Source organism: Pseudomonas sp. G1002, from assembly GCF_013385455.1.
In the GTDB taxonomy this organism is placed as follows: Bacteria; Pseudomonadota; Gammaproteobacteria; order Pseudomonadales; family Pseudomonadaceae; genus Aquipseudomonas.
Genome location: NZ_JACAPY010000022.1, coordinates 18,388 through 35,500 on the forward strand (window position 1 = coordinate 18,388; position 17,113 = coordinate 35,500).

Consider the following 17,113-nt stretch of genomic DNA (forward strand, 5'->3'; position numbering starts at 1 on the left):
TCATAAAAACCTGTTAATCCAGCTATTCAGCTTAAAGATAACATGTTAACAATATGCCCGCCCCTGCCCTGGTGGCGGGCTCTACCAACAAAAACAACAAAAGGAACGCCCCTCATGCATTCGTGCCTCTTTCGCACGGCGGCAAGCGCTGGCCTGTGCGCCGCGTTTAGCCCTCTGGTCGCCCACGCCGACTTCATCCAGGACAGCAAGGCCAGCCTGGACCTGCGCAATTTCTACATGAACCGCGACTTTCGCCAGGCCAACGCGCCGCAGAACAAGGCAGACGAATGGGCGCAAGGTTTTGTGCTGCGCCTGGAGTCGGGCTACACCGAAGGCGTGGTCGGGTTTGGCGTGGACGCCCTGGGTGAAATGGGCCTGAAGCTCGACTCCAGCCGCGACCGCCGGGGCACCGGGCTGTTGCCGTCTGGCGCCAGCGGCGAGCCGGCCGACAGCTACAGCGAACTCGGCCTGACCGCCAAATTGCGCGTGTCGAAAACCGTGCTCAAGCTCGGCACCCTGCAACCGCTGTTGCCGGTGGCCGCCTACAACGACACGCGCCTGTTGCCGTCGACCTACAACGGTGAACTGGTGACCTCCCAGGACATCGACGGCCTGACCCTGAACGTCGGCCGCCTGGAAAAGCAGAACCTGCGGGACTCCTCCAACAACGAATCCATGAGCTACGGCGGCGTCTCCAGCAGCCACCTGGATCTGGCCGGCGGCACCTACGCAATCAATCCGCAACTGGCGGCGACTTATTACTACGCGCAGATGCAGGACATCTACCGCCAGAATTTCATCGGCCTGGTGCATGACCTGCCGCTGGCCCAAGGCGTGAACCTGCGCACCGACCTGCGCTACTTCGACACCCGCGAGCAAGGCAGCGCCCTGCTGCGCAGCGCTTCGCGGGTCGACGGCGGGCGGATCGACAACCGCTTTTTCAACGGCATGTTCAGTTTGTCGGTGGGCGCACACAAGTTCGGCCTGGGCTTCCAGAACCTTTCCGGCGACGGCGACTTTGCCTTCCCGGGGCAAGATCCGTATTCGGTCAACCTGGTGACCATCAATATCTTCACCAAGGCCAACACCGATGCCTGGCAGGCGCGCTACGACTACAACTTCGCCGCCCTCGGCCTGCCGGGCCTGACCTTCATGACCCGCTACGTCGACGGCAGCCATGCGCAAACCGCCACGGTGCGCAACGGCCGCGAATGGGAGCGCGACACCGACCTGGTCTACACCGTGCAGAGCGGCCCGCTGAAGAACGTCAACGTGCGCCTGCGCAATGCGACCCTGCGCTCAAGCAACGGCCTGACCAGCGACATCGACGAAAGCCGGGTGATCATCGGCTACACCGTAGCCCTGTGGTAACGCCGGGCGCCTCAACGCAACCCCGATTGACGCTGGCGGTATTCCCCCGGCGTCATTTGCGCGTAGCGCTGGAAGAACCGGCTGAAATACGCCGGGTCCTTGAACCCCAGCTGGTAGCAGATTTCATTCGCCGAACTGCCGGTGAACAGCAGCAGGCGCCGGGCCTCCTGCATCAGCCGCTCCAGAATCAGGCGCTTGGACGGCAGGTCGGCGATGCGTCGGCACACCTCGTTGAGCCGCGCTTCAGTGACGCCGATACCGTCGGCGTAGCGCGACAGCGGCCAGTGTTGCAGGTAGTGGTCTTCGATCAGCTCGTTGAAGCGGTGAAAGATCCGCAGGTCTTCGTGGCGTGCAGGCCGGGCTTCCAGGGAATTGGCGCAGAGCCGCAGCAGGCTGATCATGATCAGGCGCGTCAAGCTGTCCAGCGCCGAACCGCGCCCGCTGGCCTGGGCGTTGATCTCGCTGCACAGCTCATCAAACAGGAATTCCAGGCGGCGCACCTCGGGCTGAAATTCCGGTGCCAGCCGCGCCAAAGCCACGCAGGCCGCCGGCAATTGTGCGCCGGGGGCCAGGCTGGGGTCGGCGTCAATCAAGGCCCACACCAGTTGCTGGCGCACGGTCAGCACATGGCCGTCGGCGTCGGCTTCGGTGACGAAGGAATGCGCCACCGTCGGCGGCGTGAGAAAAAACATCGGCCCGGATTCGAGGTACTGCTGATCGTCCAGATAGACCCGCACCGCGCCGGTCTTGACGTAATGCACCTGGAAAAACCGGTCATGGCGATGCACCGGCATGTTGCGGCCAAAAAATCCCGCCAGGTTGCCGAGCCGGTCGTAGTGCACCTCGGCATCGCTGTAACGCTGGTCGTAGACCTGCCCGATGTTGATGTTGGGGATCGGCTGACGATCGCTCATCACTGCATTCTCTTTGTTGTTTTGACTGCCCTGAAATATTGCCACGCTTGACGATAGTTAACATCTTAATTATAACGTTAACAGGTTAACGAATATCCCACGGAGCAGGCCCGAATCTGCCCCGCCACTGCCAGGAGAAAAGCATGAGCCGTGCCCTGCATGATGTTGCGAACGGCACCCTGTTCGGCGTTGCGCTGAACTACCAGGGGTTGCTGAACCAACGTCTCGCCGAATTCGAACAAGCGCCTTACCAGAAACCACCGGTGAAGCCGGTGCTGTTCATCAAGACGCCCAATACCCGCAACGGCCACGACGGCGTGGTGCTGCACCCACAGGGTGAACGCCTGCAACCGGGCCCGGCACTCGGGGTGGTGATTGGCAAGAGCGCCAGCCGGGTCAGCGTCGAAAATGCCCTGGAGCATGTGGCGGGCTACACCATCGTCAATGAGTTCAGCCTGCCGGAAGACAGCTACTACCGCCCGGCGGTGAAAGCCAAGTGCCGGGACGGTTTCTGCGCATTGGGCCCGGAACTGGTGGCCCGCGACCAGGTCGCCAATCCGCATCAATTGAGCGTGAAGCTGTTCGTCAACGGTGAACTGCGCCAGCAAAACTCCACCGCCAACTTCGTGCGCAGCCTGCCGCAGTTGATCGCCGAGATCAGCGAGTTCATGACCCTGCACGAAGGCGATGTGCTGATCACCGGCACCCCCGAAGGCCGGGTGGATGTGCAACCCGGCGACACGGTTGAAGTCGAGATCAGCGGCCTGGGCCGCCTGGTCAACCACATCAAGGCAGAGGAGCTGTCATGAAACACGCCCGTATTCGCTTTGAAGGTGAAGCCCACCAGGTGCTGGTAGAAGCTGAAAACGCCGTGCGCCTGGCCGACGGCCGCCTGCTGGTCGAAGACCAGGTCGAATGGCTGCCACCGGCCACCGGCAGCATGTTTGCCCTCGGCCTGAACTACGCCGACCACGCCGCCGAACTGGCCTTCAAGCCACCGACTGAACCGCTGGCGTTCATCAAGTCCCCCGGCACCTACACCGGCCATAACCAGGTGACCTGGCGGCCGGATAACGTCGCCTACATGCACTACGAGTGCGAACTGGTGGCGGTCATCGGCAAACCGGCGCGCAACGTCAAGCGCGAGAACGCCCTGGAGTATCTGGCCGGCTACACGGTGTGCAACGACTACGCGATCCGCGACTACCTGGAAAACTACTACCGCCCCAACCTGCGGGTGAAAAACCGCGACGCCACCACGCCCGTGGGCCCATGGATCGTGGATGTCGCCGACGTGCCGGACCCGAGCAACCTGAAGCTGCGCACCTGGATCAACGGTGAACTGCGCCAGGAAGGCAGTACGAAAGACATGATTTTCGACATCCCGTATTTGATCGAGTACCTGTCCAGCTTCATGACCCTGCAGCCCGGCGACATGATCGCCACCGGCACGCCGGAAGGTCTGGCGGATGTGGTGCCGGGGGATGAAGTGGTCGTGGAAGTGGAAGGCGTAGGCCGCCTGGTCAATCGAATTGTCAGCGAGGCGGACTTTTTCGCCGCCCGTAAAGAGGCTTGAGCAATATGATCAAACACTGGATCAACGGCCGTGAGGTCGAGAGCAAAGACACCTTCATCAACTACAACCCGGCCACCGGCGAAGCCATCGGTGAAGTGGCCAGCGGCGGTGCCGAGGAAGTGGCGCAGGCCGTTGCAGCAGCCAAGGAAGCCTTTCCGAAGTGGGCAGGCACACCGGCCAAGGAACGTGCCCGCTTGATGCGCAAGCTCGGTGAGCTGATCGAACAGAACGTGCCGCACCTGGCCGAGCTGGAAACCCTCGACACCGGCCTGCCGATCCACCAGACCAGGAACGTGCTGATTCCACGGGCCTCTCACAACTTCGATTTCTTCGCCGAAGTCTGCACCCGCATGGACGGCCACAGTTACCCGGTGGACGACCAGATGCTCAACTACACGCTTTACCAGCCGGTGGGTGTGTGCGCGTTGGTGTCGCCATGGAACGTGCCGTTCATGACCGCCACCTGGAAGACTGCGCCGTGCCTGGCGCTGGGCAATACCGCGGTGCTGAAGATGTCCGAGCTGTCGCCGCTGACGGCCAATGAACTGGGGCGCCTGGCGGTCGAAGCCGGGATTCCCAACGGCGTGCTGAACGTGATCCAGGGCTACGGCGCCACCGCCGGTGATGCGCTGGTGCGCCACCCGGACGTGCGGGCGATTTCCTTCACCGGCGGTACCGCCACCGGCAAGAAAATCATGCAGACCGCCGGGCTGAAAAAGTACTCCATGGAACTGGGTGGCAAGTCGCCGGTGCTGATCTTTGAAGACGCCGACCTGGACCGCGCCCTCGACGCGGCACTGTTCACCATCTTCTCGCTGAACGGTGAACGTTGCACCGCCGGCAGCCGGATCTTCATTCAGGAGAGCGTGTACCCGCAGTTCGTCGCCGAATTTGCCGCCCGCGCCAAGCGCCTGATCGTCGGCGACCCGCAGGACCCGAAGACCCAGGTCGGCTCGATGATCACCCAGGCCCACTACGACAAGGTCACCGGCTACATCAGGATTGGCCTCGAAGAAGGCGCCACCCTGCTGGCCGGCGGCCTGGAACGCCCGGCCAACCTGCCGGCGCACTTGAGCCGTGGGCAGTTTATCCAGCCAACGGTGTTTGCCGATGTGCACAACAACATGCGCATCGCCCAGGAAGAAATCTTTGGCCCGGTGGTGTGCCTGATCCCGTTCAAGGACGAAGCCGAGGCGCTGCAACTGGCCAACGACACCGAGTACGGCCTGGCGTCCTATATCTGGACCCAGGACATCGGCAAGGCGCATCGTCTGGCCTACGGCATCGAAGCCGGCATGGTGTTCATCAACAGCCAGAACGTGCGGGACTTGCGCCAGCCGTTTGGTGGGGTAAAAGGTTCCGGCACCGGCCGTGAAGGCGGCCAGTACAGCTTCGAAGTGTTTGCCGAGATCAAGAACGTGTGCATTTCCATGGGCAGTCATCACATCCCGCGCTGGGGTGTGTAACCCGGATATAACAACGCTACCTGTAGGAGCGAGCTTGCTCGCGAAGAACCCGCAGGCGCCGCGGGCTAACAGAAGTGCTGCGTTATCGTTGACGTTTTTCGCGAGCAAGCTCGCTCCTACAAAAGAATAAATACTCAGGAGAATGATCATGGGCGAAGTGGTTCTGGCAGCGAAGATCTGCCACGTCCCCTCGATGTACCTGTCGGAACTGCCCGGCAAGCACCACGGTTGCCGCGAAGCAGCCATCGCCGGGCACAAGGAAATCGGGCGGCGCGCCCGTGAACTGGGGGCCGACACCGCGGTGGTGTTCGACGTGCACTGGCTGGTCAACAGCGGCTATCACGTCAACTGCGGCGAGCATTTCAAGGGCACCTACACCAGCAACGAGCTGCCGCACTTCATCAAGAACATGGAGTACGAGTACCCGGGCTGCCCCGAGCTGGGCGAGTTGATCGCCGCCGAGGCCAACCTGGCCGGCGTGCGCACCATGGCCCACAACATCCCGAGCCTGGAGCTGGAATACGGCACCCTGGTGCCGATGCGCTACATGCACATGGGCGTGCCGGACGCGCAGAAGTTCGACGTGATCTCGATTGCCGCGTGGTGCGCCTGGCACCGCCTGGAAGACAGCTTTGCGTTCGGCGCCGCCGTGCGCCGGGCGATCGAGAAAAGCGACCGCAAAGTCCTGGTGCTGGCCTCGGGCTCCCTCTCCCACCGTTTCTCGGACGACCGCGAAGCCGAAGCCAACATCCACAACTGGACCCGTGAATTCGACAAACAGATGGACCTGCACGTGGTGGAGATGTGGAAGCAAGGCCGCTTCAAGGAGTTCTGCGCAATGCTGCCGGACTACGCCGAGCACTGCTTCGGCGAAGGCAAGATGCACGACACCGCGATGCTCCTGGGACTGCTGGGCGGGCCGGACTACAACCAGCCGGCCGAGATCATCACCCAGCCGTTCGGCAGTTCGGGCACCGGGCAGATCAATGCCATTTTCCCTTTATGAGCCTTGGTGAGGATCAAATGTGGGAGCTGGCTTGCCTGCGATGCAGGCACCTCGGTGTATCTGTCGCACCGAGTTGATGCCATCGCAGGCAAGCCAGCTCCTACAAGGAATTCGCTGTACCTCACCCCAAGAGGAGATACACATGCCGCACTTCATCGCCGAATACACCGACAACATCGAGCAGCAGGCCAACCTGCCGGCCCTGTTCGAGCAGGTTCACGCCGTGCTGGGGGACAGCGGCGTGTTTCCCCTGGGGGGCATCCGCAGTCGCGGAGTGCGCCTGGACACCTGGCGCATGGCCGACGGCAAGCATGACTACGCCTTCGTCCACATGACCCTCAAGGTCGGCCACGGGCGCGACCTGGAAACCCGCAAGGCGGTGGCCGAAGCCCTGTTCAAGGTCATCACCGAACACTTCGCCGAGCTGCAATCCCAGCGGCTGCTGGCGTTGTCGTTCGAGATGATCGAGCTGCACCCCGAGCTGAATTTCAAGCAGAACAACGTGCACGCATTTCTGAAGAACCAGGCGGGCTGAGCACAGCCCACCTTTCCGCCCATGGCCACTCAAACAAAAAAGAACAACATCATGAGCACAGCCAATACCGCCGACAGCACCACCCTGATCGAACATCAGCGCACCCACAGCATCGTCACCTGGCGACTGATGCCGTTGCTGCTGATCTGCTACCTGTTTGCCCACCTGGACCGCATCAACATCGGCTTCGCCAAGATGCAGATGAGCACCGACCTGCACTTCAGCGACACGGTGTATGGCCTCGGTGCCGGCCTGTTTTTCATCGCCTACGCGCTGTTCGGCGTACCCAGCAACATGGCCCTGGACCGGGTCGGCCCACGGCGCTGGATCGCCTGCCTGATGGTGGTGTGGGGCGTGCTCTCCACCAGCATGCTGTGGATCGAAAGCTCCACGGGCTTCTACGTGCTGCGCTTTCTGCTGGGGGTGGCCGAAGCCGGCTTCTTCCCGGGGATCCTGGTGTTCCTCAACCGCTGGTACCCGGCCCGCCGCCGGGCGCAAGTCACCGCGCTGTTTGCGATTGCCGTGCCCATGGCCGGTGTGATTGGTGGCCCGTTGTCCGGTGCGATCCTGGAGAACTTCCATGATTTCGGCGGGCTGCGGGGCTGGCAGTGGATGTTCCTGATCGAAGGCGCCCCGGTGGTGCTGCTCGGCCTGGTCGTCCTGAAATACCTGCCCGACAGCTTCGAAACCGTGAAGTGGCTGAAGCCCGCGCAAAAGCAACAACTGCGCGAGCAACTGAGCACTGAAGAACAGCGCAAATCCATCACCTCCTTCGGCGGCATCCTGCGTGACCCGCAGGTGTGGCTGCTGGTGGCGGTGTACTTCGCGGTGATGCTGGCGGTGAACACCCTGGCGTTCTGGATGCCCACCCTGATCCACGGCGCCGGCATCGGCCGCGACAGCCAGGTCGGCTTGCTGAGCGCCGTACCGTATCTGGCCGGGTGCTTCTTCATGATCGGCTGCGGGCGCTCGTCCGACCGCAACCGCGAACGCCGCTGGCACCTGTGCGTGCCGTTGCTGATGTCGGCCATCGGTATTGCGGTGGCCGGGCTCTCGCCCACCAACCCGACCCTGGTGCTGGGCGGCCTGATCCTCGCCGGCATGGGCGCCAGCGCTGCGCTGCCGATGTTCTGGCAATTGCCGCCGGCGTTCCTGTCCAACAGCACCCAGGCGGCCGGCATCGCGCTGATCAGCTCGTTCGGCAGCATCGCTTCGTTCCTCGCGCCCTACCTGATCGGCTGGATGCGCGACACCACCCAAAGCGCGAGCCTGGCCCTGTACGTGCTGGCGCTGCTTATCGCCCTCGGCGGCCTGCTGGTGCTGCGCACCCATGCGGCCATCGTCAATCCCCAGTAGAGATTTTGTCATGCTTGATCAAGCCCTTATTCAGCAAGCCGCCGCCCGCCTCGACCAGGCCGAGCGTTCCCGTGAACAGGTGCGCCAGTTTTCCCTGGAGCACCCGAACATCACGATTGAAGACGCCTACGCCATCCAGCGCGCCTGGGTGGCCCGGAAAATCAAGGACGGGCGCAAGCTGGTCGGGCACAAGATCGGCCTGACGTCGCGGGCGATGCAGGTGTCGTCGAACATCACCGAGCCGGATTACGGCGCCCTGCTCGATGACATGTTCTTCGACGAAGGCACCGACATCCCCTTCGAGCGCTTCATCGTGCCGAGGGTGGAAGTGGAACTGGCGTTCATCCTCGGCAAGCCGCTGAAGGGCCCGAACTGCACGATTTTCGATGTGCTCGATGCCACGGAATGGGTGATCCCGGCGCTGGAAATCATCGACGCCCGCATCCAGCAGATCGACCCGCACACCAACGCCACCCGCAAGGTGTTCGACACCATTTCCGACAACGCCGCCAATGCCGGCGTGGTGATGGGCGGCCGCGCCGTGCGCCCCACCGAGATCGACCTGCGCAAGGTGCCGGCGGTGTTGTACCGCAACGGGGTGATCGAAGAGTCCGGGGTGTCGGCTGCGGTACTTAACCATCCGGCCAAGGGCGTGGCCTGGCTGGCGAACAAACTGGCGCCGTACGACGTCACCCTGCAACCCGGCCAGATCATCCTCGGCGGCTCCTTCACCCGCCCGGTGGCGGCGAATCCGGGTGACACCTTCCATGTCGACTACGACATGCTGGGTTCCATCTCCTGCCGCTTTGTCTGAATACTGGAGGACTGTTTCATGGACATGCCCATCAACCGCTTCAAGCAACGCCTGCAACGTGGCGAGACCCAGATCGGCCTGTGGCTCGGTTTGGCGGACGCTTATTGCGCCGAACTGGCCGCGAATGCCGGGTTCGACTGGCTGCTGATCGACGGCGAGCACGCGCCCAATGACCTGCGCGGCATGCTCGGCCAACTGCAGGCCGTCGCGCCTTATGACAGCCAACCGGTGATTCGCCCGGTGATCGGCGATACGGCGTTGATCAAGCAGGTGCTGGATATCGGCGTGCAGACGCTGTTGGTGCCGATGGTGGAGACGGCTGACCAGGCACGGCAGCTGGTGCGGGCGATGCGTTATCCACCGGGTGGTGTACGGGGCGTGGGCAGCGCGCTGGCGCGGGCGTCGCGCTGGAACAGTATTCCTGGTTACCTGGATGAGGCCGATGCGCAGATGTGCCTGCTGGTGCAGATCGAGAACCGTGAAGGCCTGGACAACCTCGATGCGATCGCGGCGGTTGATGGCGTGGATGGGGTGTTTATCGGGCCGGCGGATTTGAGTGCGGCCATGGGGCATCGGGGGAATCCCGGGCACCCCGAGGTGCAGGCGGCGATTGAGGACGCCATCGTACGGATTCAAAAAGCCGGCAAGGCGGCGGGGATCTTGAGTGCGGATGAGAAACTGGCGCGGCGGTATATCGAGTTGGGGGCGGCGTTTGTGGCGGTGGGGGTGGATACGACGGTGTTGATGCGCGGGTTGCAGGGGTTGGCGGCGAAATTCAAGGACACCGCAACACCGGCCATTACCGGCGGCGTGTACTGACCCCGTCAAACAACAGAGATCAACTGTGGGAGCTGGCTTGCCTGCGATAGCATCACCTCGGTGTACCTGACACCCCCAGGCGCCTGCATCGCAGGCAAGCCAGCTCCCACATTTTGATTACCTGTTACTCATCTACCGTGATTCAACGCTTGATGGTCTTCAACTCATCCAGCAACCCCAACAACACCTGCAACTTCTCCTCCCCAAACTGCTCCTGCAAACGCTGATAATTCTCCTCCATACACTGGCTCATCGACTCGAAACTGGCCTTGCCCTTCTCCGCCAGCGTCACCAGCACCCGCCGCTGATCCTGCTCGGCCTTGCGCCGGTGCACCATCCCCGCCGCCTCCATGCGTACCAGCACGCCGGTCATGCTCGGCTTGAGAATGCACGCCAGTTCCGCCAGTTGGTAAATCTCCAGCTCGTCATGCTGGCTGAGAATTCGAATAACCCGCCATTGCTGCTCGGTCAGCCCATGCTCATTCAGCGAGGGCCGGAAAAAACTCATGGCCGCTTCACGGGCCTGAAGCAAGGTCAGGGTCAGGGATTGTCTGGGTTTCAACATAGGCTCAGGGTCACGATAGATTTAGTTAATGTTTTAACGAAACTCTAACACTCTCCTCCCCACCTCACGCTATAACTTGTGAAGCCGGCGAAGGCTCTGGCGCGCAGGATCAAAACCGGCGGCACACAGAATCAAGACATCCAGCGCGCCAACGGCCTTAATACACTCATTAGCTCTTCACTGTCAGGCAGCGCAATGATCAATATCGAAACGCCGACCTATTACACGGCGACCAAGAAATACAACCTCAGCTTCCCCACCCTGGAGCAGGACGTGGAAGCCGACGTGGTGATCATCGGTGGCGGCTTTTCCGGGATCAACACCGCCCTGGAGCTCGCCGAAAAAGGCATCACCAACATCGTCGTGCTGGAAGCGCGTTACCTGGGTTTTGGCGGTACCGGGCGCAACGGTGGGCAGATCATGGCCGGCATCGGCCACGACCTGGAAAAGATCAAGAAGGACGTGGGTGAAGACGGCCTGCGCCAGATCTTCGAGATCAGCGACCTGGGCGCCGACATCATCAAGAACCGCATCGCCAAGTACGACATCGATGCCGACTTCTGCCACGGCTATGGCTACATGGGCTTCAACGCCCGCCAGGAAAAGACCCTGCGCGCCTGGGAGAAAGACTTCAAATCCATCAACACCCAACACGAGATCCGCTTTCTTGGCGGCTCCGACGTCAGGCAGATCATCGGCTCCGACGCCTACAGCAGCGCCCTGCTGCACATGGGCGGCGGGCATGTGCACTCGTTGAACCTGCTGCTGGGCGAAGCCAAGGCCCTGGCCGGCCACGGCGTGCGGATTTTCGAGAACAGCCCGGCGCTGGAAGTCAGTTATGGCGAGCGCATCACCGTGCGCACCGGCCGCGGTTCGGTCAAGGCCAGCAAGCTGCTGTGGGCCTGCGACAGTTTCCTCAACAAGCTGGAGCCGGAACTGCACCGCTCTACCATCAACACCTACGCGTTCCAGATGATGACCGAGCCGTTGCCAGAAGAGCTGATCAACCGTATCAGCCCGATTCGCGGGGCCTACAGCGACATTCGCCCGGTGATCGACTACTACCGCGTCACCAACGAAAACCGCCTGCTGTTCGGCGCCGCCACGCCTTTGGTGGAGCACATTCCCGGCGATTTGAAAGCCTGGAACCGCAACCTGATGCTGAAGATTTTCCCGTACCTCAAGGACGTGAAGATCGACCTGGCCTGGGGCGGCCCGATGGCCTGCAGCCCGAACCTGTTCCCGCAGATCGGCACCCTGCCCGGGCGCAGCAACGCGTTCTATGTGCAGGGCTATTCGGGCTTCGGCGTGACCCCAAGCCACATCATCTGCAAGGTGCTGGCCGAAGGCATGAGCGAAGGCTCGGCGCGGTATGACCTGGTCAGCTCGATCCATCGCCCGACCATCATCGGCAAGGACGCGATCCGCCCACTGCTGCTCACCGCCGGCAAGTCCTGGCACCAGCTCTCCGGTTACTGGAACGGCCGCCGCTAAATCCCACGCCTGACACCTGTAGGAGCGAGCTTGCTCGCGAAAAACCCAAGGGCGCCGCGTTAATCCAGGACGCCAACGTCATCGTTGACGACCTTCGCGAGCAAGCTCGCTCCTACAGTTGGTCACTAATTTTTTCTCATCAGGAGCAACTGCCATGACCCTCGTTACCCTCAAGAAAGACATCCAGCTATCCGAACTCGACGCCTGGGGCACCGTCGCCGACCTCGGCTCGACCATCCTCGAAGGCGAAGTCCGGGCCTTCGGCAAAATGACTTTCGGTGCCCCCACCGACCCGGTCAGCAGCGCCTATTTCGGCACCACCCAGGGCAAGTTCCGCATGGTCTACCCGTTTGCCGAACAAGCCACCGTGGTCACCGGCGAAGTGGTGCTCACCGACGAGTCCACCGGCCAGAGCACCCGCTACAAGGCCGGTGACAGCTGGTTCGTGACCAAGGGCACCCCGGTGCTGTGGGAAGTGGTCAGCGAAAGTTTCGTCAAACACTACTTCGCCGTGGTGTGATAGCCCCGGCTGCCGGCACCCGTCGGCAGCCTTTTGGCGCAGGTGCCCACCCATGCACGCTCTCCCCGCCCACGAAGTCGCCGGCCAGTGCCTGCAGGCTTTCACCCGCTTGATTCCGGTCAGCCAGGCCGCGTTCTATTGCGTCGACCGCCAGCTGCAAGCCCGGGATTTCCAGTTGCACGGCATGAGCGGCGAAATGCACCGCGACTACCTCGACAACTACCGCCAATTCGACCCGTTGCAACCGCGCAACTGCCTGTCCAGTGGCCTGGCGGTGGTGCCGCTGGGCGTTGCCATGGCCCGCCAGCCGGCGCGGGATACCCGGCGCTATGGGGATTTTCTGCGGCGCTATGGCGTGGTCGATGTGGTGGAGATTTTCGCCCAGCGGGCCGGCCAGCCCCAGGCGGCGATTTCGCTGTTGCGCACCGCCGACCAGGGCGCTTTCACCGGCGAGCAACTGGCCCAACTGAACGCCCTGCAAACCTTGCTGCAACTGGCGGTGGCCAACATGCAGCCCACTGAAGAGGCGCTGGCCGGTCTCACACCCAAGGAGCGCCAGATCGCCCTGCTGTTGCGCCAGGGCGCCAGCAATAAACAGCTGGCCCAGGAGCTGGACGTCGGCCTGCCCACCATCAAGACCCACCTGATCAACCTGTTTCGCAAGACCGGCGTCAGCAGTCGTACCGAGCTGGTGGGCAGCCTGTTTCTGTAGTTCGCCTCAACCATCCGGTTGATACCCGCGCCTGCTCCCGGGCGCGATGATTCGTGGTGTTCACCCACCCAACCGGAGCATCGCAAATGACCACCCCTTCTGACTGGATCACCGTGGGCGCCCTGGCCGACGGCTTCGCCCCAGAGGCATTTATCCTGCCGAACCTGGCCGACCTGAGCGGCAAGGCCTTCACGCTGCACTTCGCCAATGGCTGGCAGATCGAGCACCGGTTCGAGCGCGACAGCCTGTCCTGGGTCGCGGCCGACGGTCACTCCAGCGGCAGCGCCACCTACCGTGCGACCTCGGTGCGCCCAGGCCTGTACCTGGTGGATTTCATCAAGCGCGAAGGCACGCAGGACTGGTCGGTCAGCCTGGTGCTCGACACCGCCAGCGCTTCGTTCACCGCTGTGCTCGGGCGCATGCCCACCCAGGAACAAACCCGCGAAGGCCTCTACAGCCGCGCCCTTGCCGGCAAGCCGCTGACTTCAGTGGAAGTGGAATTCCTCCACGGCAGCCTCGACCGCCCGTGGCAGCCAGGCCAATGCCCCCACGCACCAACCACCGACCTGATCGGCCTGCGCAACCAGTATCGCTACAGCCCGAGCGAGGTCTACGAGCACATCTACCTCAACCACCAGTTCTACGCCTGGCAATGCCTCAAGGGTGTCGAGCAAGGCCTGTGCGACACCGACCGCTGCGATTACTACAAGATCGCCGACCAGCTCTACCTGTTCGTCTGGCGCGAAAAAATCATCCCCACCCTCGGCCTGGTGCTGATCGACCTGCAGCAACACCGCAGCGACGGCAAGATCTTTGGCTATGCCGACGCCTCCTTCGATGAACTATCGAACTTTCCCATCAGTTCCTACTGCCAGGTGCTCAATCGCACGGAGCATCCTGATGACTGAGCCGCGCACGATTGTGATCACCGGGGCCGGCACGGGCATCGGTGCTGCGTGCGCCCGGCTGTATGCTGCCGAGGGTGCGCAGTTGATACTGATCGGCCGTCGTCGCGAACCGCTGGAGCAGGTCGCGCGGGAAACCGGGGGGTTGGTGTTGGTGGGTGATGCGGCCTGCCCGCAGACCTGGGAGGGTTTTATTGCGCAGATTCGTCAGCACTATGGGCGGATCGACGTGCTGCTGGCCTGTGCGGGCGGCCATGGCGTGGGCAGCGCCACCGACACCAGCCCGCAGACCTGGGAAGCGGCGCTGCGCAGCAACCTCGACAGCGCCTTCTACAGTGCGCGGGCGTGTTTGCCGCTGCTGCTGGAAAGTGGCGGGAACATCGTGCTGATGGGTTCGATTGCCTCACTGGCTGCCGGGCCCGAGGTGTGCGGCTACACCACGGCCAAGCATGCCTTGCTCGGGCTCAATCGCTCGCTGGCGCGGGATTACGGCCCGCGCGGGGTGCGGGTGAACGCGGTGTGCCCCGGCTGGGTGCGCACGCCGATGGCGGATGAGGAGATGCAGCCGTTGATGGACTTTTATGGCGAAACGCTGCAACACGCCTATGACCGGGTGTGCGCCGACGTGCCGTTGCGCCGGCCGGCCAGCGCTGAAGAAATCGCCAGGGTGTGCCGCTTCCTGGCCTCCAGTGACGCGTCGATCATTACGGGTGCGACGCTGGTGGCGGACGGGGGCTCAAGCATTGTCGATGTGCCGACGCTGGCCTATGCGCGTATGGAGCAGCGTCATGAATGAAGACCTGGATTTCACTGGTCGCAACGTATTGGTAACGGGTGGCGCCCAGGGTATTGGTCGGGCCATCGTCGAAGCGTTTGCCCTGCGGGGCGCGCGGGTGATGATCGCCGACCTGCAACTGGCAGAGGCGCTCGCGCTGGAGCTGTGCGGGCGCGGCTGCCAGGTGGAAGCGGTGACGGTGGATCTGGCGGATGCGGCTGCGGTTTTCGAGCTGATTGCAGGGGTGGAGCACGACTGGGAGCGGCTGGATATTCTGGTGCATAACGCCGGGTATTTTCCGCTGACGCCCTTTGCCGAGATCACTCCGGCGATGCTCGGCCGTACCTTGGCGGTCAACCTCTCGGCGTTGTTCTGGCTGACCCAGGCGGCGCTGCCGATGTTCCGCCGTCAGGGTCGGGGCTGCGTGCTGGTTACGTCGTCTGTCACGGGGCCGCGGGTTGCGTTTCCGGGGTTGAGTCACTATGCGGCGTCGAAGGCCGGGGTCAACGGGTTCATTCGCAATGCGGCGCTGGAACTGGCCGGTTTGAATGTGCGAGTCAACGGTGTGGAGCCCGGCATGATCGCAACCCCGGCCATGGGCAACCTGGGGGATGACCAGGTAAATGCACAGATCGCCAGCCGGGTGCCACTGGGACGGCTGGGCGCACCGTCGGATATTGCCGGGGCAATGCTGTTCCTGGCATCGGACCTGGCGGGCTATATCACTGGGCAGACGCTGGTGGTGGATGGCGGCTCGACCTTGCCGGAGGTTTAACGAAACGTCCTACCGAACTGCCGGATAACCTCTACTCCCCTGCCCTGAGAACCTCTGCAAAGTCCCTCGCCTGATCACACAGCGCGAGGGAACGCCGATGTTTTTTTCGATTAATGCCCTGCCCGATGGGGCTGCCTCTTGATTCCCGCCATTGGCTTTCTGGTCGTGGCGGCGATGGACCCGAAGACGCGCGACGTCGATGGGGTTCTCAACGACTTCACACATTGCCTGAACACCTACGACGCGTGGGCCGAGAGCTTCTGGAGCTTTTCGGCGCTGGATGTCGAGCAGGTGTTCAAGGTCGGCGACGAGGTTTCGCTGGTCGCGCCCATCACCCGTTCCCTGTATCCCGCCAGCACCGTCGCGACCTGCAAGGCCAACTCACCGTTGACCCTGGTGCACATGTTCCAGAGCACACGGTTCGTGCCCATCGGCAATACGCCGGTGATGCTGCAGGAAGTCGCGCAAGACGGTGGTCCCCTCGGCGATCCCATCCATAAGACCATCGGCCCCAGCGGCATGCTCGAAGTCACCGAGTGCACCGTCGACCGGCAGTATCGAGTCAGCTTCTACCCCAACGTTTCCAGGGACCACATCAAGGCACTGTATGCCTCCTATCAGTCCGAGATCAGCTCGCTGGAAGGCAACTTGCGCGGTCAGTGGACGAGCACGTTCAAGCCGATATGGGAGAGCTATGCCAAGGCGGGTTATGGCGAGCGCTACACCTCGCTGCAACTGGCTTATGCGCGGGGCTTTGAAAACGTGCTTTACGGCCTCTGGGACGGTATTGCGCAGCTGTACCAGTGGTTGGCAGACATCAAGCCCAACAGCGAAAAGCTCCTGCAGTACCTCTCCCAAGCCGAGCTTGGAGCGCTCCTGAAGCTCAGTCATGAGGCGATTGCCAAAGGATTGTTGATTCTCAGCGACGAGCCGCTGCTGTTCATCTACCTGTCCGCAATGGTCAGTTGGATGCGCATGCTGCCGCCGCACTACATGTTTGAGTTGCTCGGGGAAATCACCACCGAGGTGTTGCTCAACCTGCTGTTGCTGTGGGCTACCGGCGGTATGGGTGTGGCGGTACGGCTGGGCGCGCAGGTGCTGGGCAAGGTCAGGTCCGAGCGGGCACGGGAGTGGTTGGAACAGATTGCCAAGTTGGGCGGTACGGCCCCGCTGGATAGGCATGCGGAGGTGCTTAAGCCGTTATCGCTTCAGAGTCATGCAGTGCCGGTGAAGGCTGCGGCGGTGCCGTTGAAGGCTGGCGTGGACGAGATTTCCAACCCGGCACCGATGGTGCGGGAGCCGAAGACGGCGCGCACGGCGTTGGTGAAGCAGGAGCCTGTGGATGATGTGCCTGCTTCGGCGAAAAATCCCAATGGAGATGCTTCGGTCTGTTCGGCGAATACCTGTACCAATGGCTGCCCGGTTTCGATGGTTACCGGTGAAGAGCTGCTGACCCTTACGGATGGCTCGTTGGAGGGTGTGCTGCCGTTTGCCTGGACGCGGTTGTATC

Annotated in this window: 18 protein-coding genes; 16 read left to right on the forward strand and 2 right to left on the reverse strand. The window is 62.5% G+C overall.

Annotated features, from left to right (window positions below; all coding sequences use genetic code 11):
- Positions 1 to 114: 114 nt before the first annotated feature.
- Positions 115 to 1,371: an OprD family porin gene (locus tag HX801_RS11650; protein WP_177022133.1), complete on the forward strand. Its 1,257-nt coding sequence runs from the start codon at positions 115 to 117 to the stop codon at positions 1,369 to 1,371.
- Positions 1,372 to 1,382: 11 nt separating this feature from the next.
- Here the strand turns inward: HX801_RS11650 and hpaA are convergent, their stop codons facing one another.
- Complete coding sequence (gene hpaA / locus HX801_RS11655; RefSeq protein ID WP_003209891.1) at positions 1,383 to 2,285, reverse strand: 4-hydroxyphenylacetate catabolism regulatory protein HpaA; 903 nt, start codon at positions 2,283 to 2,285, stop codon at positions 1,383 to 1,385.
- A gap of 143 nt (positions 2,286 to 2,428) precedes the next feature.
- Between hpaA and HX801_RS11660 the strand changes: the two genes are divergently transcribed.
- The 8 genes from HX801_RS11660 to hpaI all read left to right on the forward strand — a co-directional run bounded on the left by HX801_RS11660 (position 2,429) and on the right by hpaI (position 9,857).
- Positions 2,429 to 3,094, forward strand: coding sequence for a fumarylacetoacetate hydrolase family protein (locus HX801_RS11660; protein ID WP_008437186.1), 666 nt, complete (start codon positions 2,429 to 2,431; stop codon positions 3,092 to 3,094).
- Positions 3,091 to 3,861, forward strand: a complete 771-nt coding sequence (locus HX801_RS11665; RefSeq protein ID WP_177022134.1) for a fumarylacetoacetate hydrolase family protein — start codon at positions 3,091 to 3,093, stop codon at positions 3,859 to 3,861. Before HX801_RS11660 ends, HX801_RS11665 begins: the two co-directional genes overlap by 4 nt.
- A gap of 5 nt (positions 3,862 to 3,866) precedes the next feature.
- Positions 3,867 to 5,327 (forward strand): 5-carboxymethyl-2-hydroxymuconate semialdehyde dehydrogenase, encoded by a 1,461-nt coding sequence (gene hpaE / locus HX801_RS11670; RefSeq protein WP_134326177.1) that lies wholly within the window; start codon positions 3,867 to 3,869, stop codon positions 5,325 to 5,327.
- Between the two features lie 148 nt (positions 5,328 to 5,475).
- The gene (gene hpaD / locus HX801_RS11675; protein ID WP_003209884.1) at positions 5,476 to 6,333 is read left to right on the forward strand and encodes a 3,4-dihydroxyphenylacetate 2,3-dioxygenase; all 858 of its coding nucleotides are present in this window, start codon (positions 5,476 to 5,478) and stop codon (positions 6,331 to 6,333) included.
- A gap of 142 nt (positions 6,334 to 6,475) precedes the next feature.
- A complete protein-coding gene (locus HX801_RS11680; RefSeq protein ID WP_087694947.1) occupies positions 6,476 to 6,868 on the forward strand; it encodes a 5-carboxymethyl-2-hydroxymuconate Delta-isomerase in 393 nt (130 codons plus the stop codon).
- Positions 6,869 to 6,919: 51 nt separating this feature from the next.
- The gene (locus tag HX801_RS11685; protein WP_177022135.1) at positions 6,920 to 8,224 is read left to right on the forward strand and encodes an MFS transporter; all 1,305 of its coding nucleotides are present in this window, start codon (positions 6,920 to 6,922) and stop codon (positions 8,222 to 8,224) included.
- A gap of 10 nt (positions 8,225 to 8,234) precedes the next feature.
- A complete protein-coding gene (gene hpaH / locus HX801_RS11690) occupies positions 8,235 to 9,038 on the forward strand; it encodes a 2-oxo-hept-4-ene-1,7-dioate hydratase (protein WP_008437182.1) in 804 nt (267 codons plus the stop codon).
- Between the two features lie 18 nt (positions 9,039 to 9,056).
- On the forward strand, positions 9,057 to 9,857 hold the full coding sequence (gene hpaI / locus HX801_RS11695) for a 4-hydroxy-2-oxoheptanedioate aldolase (protein ID WP_177022136.1): 801 nt from the start codon (positions 9,057 to 9,059) through the stop codon (positions 9,855 to 9,857).
- 142 nt (positions 9,858 to 9,999) lie between these two features.
- On the opposite strand, the gene hpaR is transcribed toward hpaI, so the two are convergent.
- Positions 10,000 to 10,422: a homoprotocatechuate degradation operon regulator HpaR gene (hpaR, locus tag HX801_RS11700; RefSeq protein WP_003209875.1), complete on the reverse strand. Its 423-nt coding sequence runs from the start codon at positions 10,420 to 10,422 to the stop codon at positions 10,000 to 10,002.
- Between the two features lie 195 nt (positions 10,423 to 10,617).
- On the opposite strand from hpaR, the gene HX801_RS11705 reads away from it, so the two are divergent.
- The 7 genes from HX801_RS11705 to HX801_RS11735 form a co-directional block, all read left to right on the forward strand.
- Positions 10,618 to 11,916, forward strand: coding sequence for an FAD-binding oxidoreductase (locus HX801_RS11705; protein WP_177022137.1), 1,299 nt, complete (start codon positions 10,618 to 10,620; stop codon positions 11,914 to 11,916).
- Positions 11,917 to 12,070: 154 nt separating this feature from the next.
- A complete protein-coding gene (locus tag HX801_RS11710; RefSeq protein ID WP_003209872.1) occupies positions 12,071 to 12,436 on the forward strand; it encodes a cupin domain-containing protein in 366 nt (121 codons plus the stop codon).
- A gap of 52 nt (positions 12,437 to 12,488) precedes the next feature.
- Positions 12,489 to 13,148 (forward strand): LuxR C-terminal-related transcriptional regulator, encoded by a 660-nt coding sequence (locus tag HX801_RS11715; protein WP_177022138.1) that lies wholly within the window; start codon positions 12,489 to 12,491, stop codon positions 13,146 to 13,148.
- An 86-nt stretch (positions 13,149 to 13,234) separates the two neighbouring features.
- The gene (locus HX801_RS11720) at positions 13,235 to 14,056 is read left to right on the forward strand and encodes a molybdenum cofactor biosynthesis F family protein (RefSeq protein ID WP_177022139.1); all 822 of its coding nucleotides are present in this window, start codon (positions 13,235 to 13,237) and stop codon (positions 14,054 to 14,056) included.
- Positions 14,049 to 14,849, forward strand: coding sequence for an SDR family NAD(P)-dependent oxidoreductase (locus HX801_RS11725; protein WP_177022140.1), 801 nt, complete (start codon positions 14,049 to 14,051; stop codon positions 14,847 to 14,849). The genes HX801_RS11720 and HX801_RS11725 overlap by 8 nt, the downstream gene beginning before the upstream one ends.
- Positions 14,842 to 15,603, forward strand: coding sequence for an SDR family oxidoreductase (locus tag HX801_RS11730; protein ID WP_177022141.1), 762 nt, complete (start codon positions 14,842 to 14,844; stop codon positions 15,601 to 15,603). The genes HX801_RS11725 and HX801_RS11730 overlap by 8 nt, the downstream gene beginning before the upstream one ends.
- A 174-nt stretch (positions 15,604 to 15,777) precedes the next feature.
- The coding region (locus HX801_RS11735; protein WP_256344249.1) for a DUF6531 domain-containing protein at positions 15,778 to 17,113 on the forward strand (1,336 nt) is incomplete at its 3' end.

Excerpts from the sequence above, each read along its gene's own strand:
- HX801_RS11650 (WP_177022133.1), top strand. The coding sequence starts at position 115 with ATGCATTCGTGCCTCTTTCGCACGGCGGCAAGCGCTGGCCTGTGCGCC.
- hpaA (WP_003209891.1), bottom strand. The coding sequence starts at position 2,285 with ATGAGCGATCGTCAGCCGATCCCCAACATCAACATCGGGCAGGTCTAC.
- HX801_RS11660 (WP_008437186.1), top strand. The coding sequence starts at position 2,429 with ATGAGCCGTGCCCTGCATGATGTTGCGAACGGCACCCTGTTCGGCGTT.
- HX801_RS11665 (WP_177022134.1), top strand. The coding sequence starts at position 3,091 with ATGAAACACGCCCGTATTCGCTTTGAAGGTGAAGCCCACCAGGTGCTG.
- hpaE (WP_134326177.1), top strand. The coding sequence starts at position 3,867 with ATGATCAAACACTGGATCAACGGCCGTGAGGTCGAGAGCAAAGACACC.
- hpaD (WP_003209884.1), top strand. The coding sequence starts at position 5,476 with ATGGGCGAAGTGGTTCTGGCAGCGAAGATCTGCCACGTCCCCTCGATG.
- HX801_RS11680 (WP_087694947.1), top strand. The coding sequence starts at position 6,476 with ATGCCGCACTTCATCGCCGAATACACCGACAACATCGAGCAGCAGGCC.
- HX801_RS11685 (WP_177022135.1), top strand. The coding sequence starts at position 6,920 with ATGAGCACAGCCAATACCGCCGACAGCACCACCCTGATCGAACATCAG.
- hpaH (WP_008437182.1), top strand. The coding sequence starts at position 8,235 with ATGCTTGATCAAGCCCTTATTCAGCAAGCCGCCGCCCGCCTCGACCAG.
- hpaI (WP_177022136.1), top strand. The coding sequence starts at position 9,057 with ATGGACATGCCCATCAACCGCTTCAAGCAACGCCTGCAACGTGGCGAG.
- hpaR (WP_003209875.1), bottom strand. The coding sequence starts at position 10,422 with ATGTTGAAACCCAGACAATCCCTGACCCTGACCTTGCTTCAGGCCCGT.
- HX801_RS11705 (WP_177022137.1), top strand. The coding sequence starts at position 10,618 with ATGATCAATATCGAAACGCCGACCTATTACACGGCGACCAAGAAATAC.
- HX801_RS11710 (WP_003209872.1), top strand. The coding sequence starts at position 12,071 with ATGACCCTCGTTACCCTCAAGAAAGACATCCAGCTATCCGAACTCGAC.
- HX801_RS11715 (WP_177022138.1), top strand. The coding sequence starts at position 12,489 with ATGCACGCTCTCCCCGCCCACGAAGTCGCCGGCCAGTGCCTGCAGGCT.
- HX801_RS11720 (WP_177022139.1), top strand. The coding sequence starts at position 13,235 with ATGACCACCCCTTCTGACTGGATCACCGTGGGCGCCCTGGCCGACGGC.
- HX801_RS11725 (WP_177022140.1), top strand. The coding sequence starts at position 14,049 with ATGACTGAGCCGCGCACGATTGTGATCACCGGGGCCGGCACGGGCATC.
- HX801_RS11730 (WP_177022141.1), top strand. The coding sequence starts at position 14,842 with ATGAATGAAGACCTGGATTTCACTGGTCGCAACGTATTGGTAACGGGT.